This is a genomic window from Paenibacillus gorillae (assembly GCF_000513275.1).
In the GTDB taxonomy this organism is placed as follows: Bacteria; Bacillota; Bacilli; order Paenibacillales; family Paenibacillaceae; genus Pristimantibacillus; species Pristimantibacillus gorillae.
In genome coordinates, this window is sequence record NZ_CBVJ010000041.1 from 1 (window position 1) to 3486 (window position 3486).

Annotated in this window: 2 protein-coding genes; both read right to left on the reverse strand. The window is 51.9% G+C overall.

The window, feature by feature from the left end:
* Positions 1 to 72 precede the first annotated feature (72 nt).
* Positions 73 to 2187 (reverse strand): DUF5054 domain-containing protein, encoded by a 2115-nt coding sequence (locus TY10_RS07630; RefSeq protein ID WP_042162226.1) that lies wholly within the window; start codon positions 2185 to 2187, stop codon positions 73 to 75.
* 114 nt (positions 2188 to 2301) lie between these two features.
* The coding region (locus TY10_RS30730) for a glycosyl hydrolase family 95 catalytic domain-containing protein (RefSeq protein ID WP_042162228.1) at positions 2302 to 3486 on the reverse strand (1185 nt) is incomplete at its 5' end.

The window sequence follows — 3486 nt, forward strand, 5'->3', positions numbered from 1 at the left end:
AAAAGCAACCGCCTCAGGATGGATTCCCGGGGCGGTTGCTTTTTTGATATGCCATTTTATTCAAATGAATTATTATTTAAGATTGGATTTCAAGCGGAGCTCGAAGCGGAATTTAGCGTCATCGCCATACCACATCGGGAAGTTCGTCCCCCACTTATTATTGTGCAGGTTGAAATCCCAGCCTGTGTCCAGCGATACAAAGGAATTGTCGAACTGAAGCATTCTTTTGTGTCCTGGAGCTACAAGAGCGGAATCAATCGGCGAGATGACAGCCGAACCGTCTGCACCCTGATAGGAGACGCCGTTGTTCACAGCATGCAGGTTGCGGTTGCCGTCTCTAACGACGTTCAGCGGCGAAATCGCTTTGCCAAGCTTATCCATTGTCCATAGGTTAGGATTGTCCAGCTTCAGCGCAGTACCGAACCAGCTCGCTTCAGGCAGACGGTTCGCATCTTTATCGAACCATTGCAGCGTAACATCGATTTCGCCTGTGTTACGGAACGCATACTCAAGCTCTAATTCCTTCGGAGCGCCGTACAGCTCATAGGACTCTTCCGGCATGCGCATACGCAATACGTAGCGTTCAACGTTCTCGCTGCCCGACCATTTCACGTCAGTCACTTGCGGGTGGTACTTCTTGTTGCTAGGAAGCGGACGCACAAATTCAAAGCCCGGCTTGCTGAAGTCAGCATCTGCCCATGGATGTGTCACTGGCAGATTTTGCATGTAAGTCCGGAAGTAGCGGTTGTAATCGTCCGTACCGAAGTTCTCGTACACGTAAGCGCCAAACGGATGCGCTTCGTCCACCCATACTTTACCGTTGCCGTCGACAAGACGAATCAATGCCCCGTTTTCGCCGAAAGCAAGCTCATAGCCGCCACTGCGATACGTTGTGCGAGTATTGCGGGACTCGAAGCCTGTTACATCCGTTTTGGCTGGAGTCAGGCCGTCAAGCGCGCGTTTCGCCTCTTCTTGCAGATCCTTATTCAGGTATGAAACAGCCTGATCAATATATTGGCGCTGCTCTGCCCAAGATTTCTCAATCATTGAATAAGAGCGGACGCTTTGATCGGCAGCGAACAAGTCGCTGGAGTGCTTGTCGAATTCATCCATTGCAAACGCGCCGATATAAGCGAATTTAGCAGGCAGATCATTCACGTCGATAATGTCTTTTTCGCGGGCTGCATTAAAGTCTTTTTTCGCATAGTTCCGGAAGTCAGGCAGCCATTTCTTCACATCCAGGCCCCATGTATGCTCAGCAACCAGAAGCAGCGCTTTGCTCATTTCCTTGTAAGCTTTGTCGGACTCTTTAATCCGGCCCTCTGCCAGCCATTGCTTGCGCAAACGAAGCAGTTCACGGTAACGAGCCAGCTTAAGCGGGTCTGTACCCGCGCCATGAATCCAAGTATCGCCCAGCTCTTCGCGGACGATCGGCAGGTTTCCGCTCACTTCCAGCAGACGCTCTGCGAATGCATCCATCGTCGATGCGACTACTTCAGCTCCCGGGTAACGCTTGCGGTATTGATCGAACTGCTCGCGAATTTCATCCGTGCTTGGCGGTCCGCAATTGTCGCCTGTATGTGCGAAGACAAGCACATCGTTCAAGCCGTCCACTTCAACCGCTTCACCGTAGGTTCCTGCATAGTTAATAATAATTTCTGAGCCGTCATCTGCCTGCCAGCGGAACAGCCGCGGCACGTCAGGACGCGTCGAAGCAGGATTGACGCCCAAGTGCATATAGCGTAAGCCTGCTTGCTGCATGTAAGGTACCATACCTAGCGTATGACCAGGCACGTCGGTCATTTTCGCAGCAATTGTCTTTTTGCCGAAACGCTCATCCAGCTCATGGCTAAGAGAGAGACCAAATTGCAGAAGCTCAGGGTCCATCAGCTCGGAATGCGTCGTGAAAGGCAAGCCGTGCCATGCGATATGGCCTTTATTAATAGCGTTCTCCATTCGCTCTCTGTTCTCTGGAGAGGACACTTCCAGATAGTGATGGATCAGCCAAGATCCTGTCGTCCATACAAAGCGCTCGCTTCCGCCTTCTGCTTCCAGCTTCTCAGACAGCTCGATCGCTTTCGGAATATATTCTTCCATGTACTGCTTCGTTACGTGCTCAGCCAGGTGCGTAAAGCCGATGTCCAGATGTGTTTTAAAAATAACATGTACTTTTTTAGTCGTTGTCATGCTCTTAGTCTACCTCCAACTATCCTGATGTCTTTGTCTAGCGAAACGAACTTCAAACCGACTTAAACCGGTTTAATACAAGTGCGCGATCGCCAGTCGCCTGACGACATCAGGCTACCGGGATGCGCGAATCTTGTAGGATTGTCCTGCCTTTGTTGCAAAACGCAATACGCCGTCGGCAGACAGTACCCCTTTAATCTCGGAGCCGTCCTCTGTAACGGTCAATGATGCACCGGATGCCAGCGCGCAATCCTCGCCAAGAAGCGATCTGATTTCGGCTTCATCCAGCTTGCCGTCCTGCCAGCGAATATGAACTTCAAATCCGCCCCGGGCGCGCAATCCCTCTATCTTGCCTGCTTGCCATGTGTCTGGAAGCGCCGGGAGCAGTTCCATAAATGACTGATGCGATTGCAGCAGCATTTCGGAGATGCCGGCCGTAACTGCAAAGTTGCCATCGATCTGGAACGGCGGATGCGCATCGAAAAGGTTAGGGTATAAGCCGCCCTTTTCATAGTTTTCCGAGTCTTCACGCACAATTCGCATTAAATTGGACAACAGCTGCAGCGAGCGGTTGCCATTGCGGAATCGAGCCCAGAAGCCGATTTTCCACCCTAAGCTCCAACCCGTGCCTTCGTCTCCCCGTCTCTCCAGAGATTGTCTTGCCGCAGCAAAGTGCTCAGGTGTGCTTTCTTCCGTAATTTGTCTTCCCGGATATACGCCAAACAAATGGGAAGCATGACGATGATGAACGTCCTGATCCTCGAAATCCTGGGACCATTCCTGAAGCTGGCCGTGACTGCCGATTTGCAGCGGGTAGAGCTTATCTTTCAGTTGCTGAAGCTCCGCAGCAAACGCAGCGTCTTCACCAAGCCATTCTGCCGCTTCGATGCAATTCGTGAACAAATCCCAGATCAGCGACATATCCATCGTAGAAGCCTGGCTGATGCCGGCGAGCTTGTCACCGTAACGCAGCTTGTGCTCCGGCGAAGTGGAAGGATTGGTAACGAGCCGGCCTTGGCCGTCTTCCTCCAGAAAATCGATGCAGAACAATGCAGCTTCCTTCATCGTAGGATAAGCTTGTTTGCGCAAATAATCAAGATCTCTTCCAAAAGAGAAGTGCTCCCACAGATGCTGAGCGAGCCAAATTCCGCCCATCGGCCATAATACCCATACGGCATCGCCTTCACCCCAGCCGCCTGCAGGCGCGGTGTGTCCCCAAATATCCGTGTTGTGGTGAACGACCCAGCCGCGTGCGCCGTAATGCATTTCGGCTGTTCGTTTGCCTGTGACAGCAAGCTG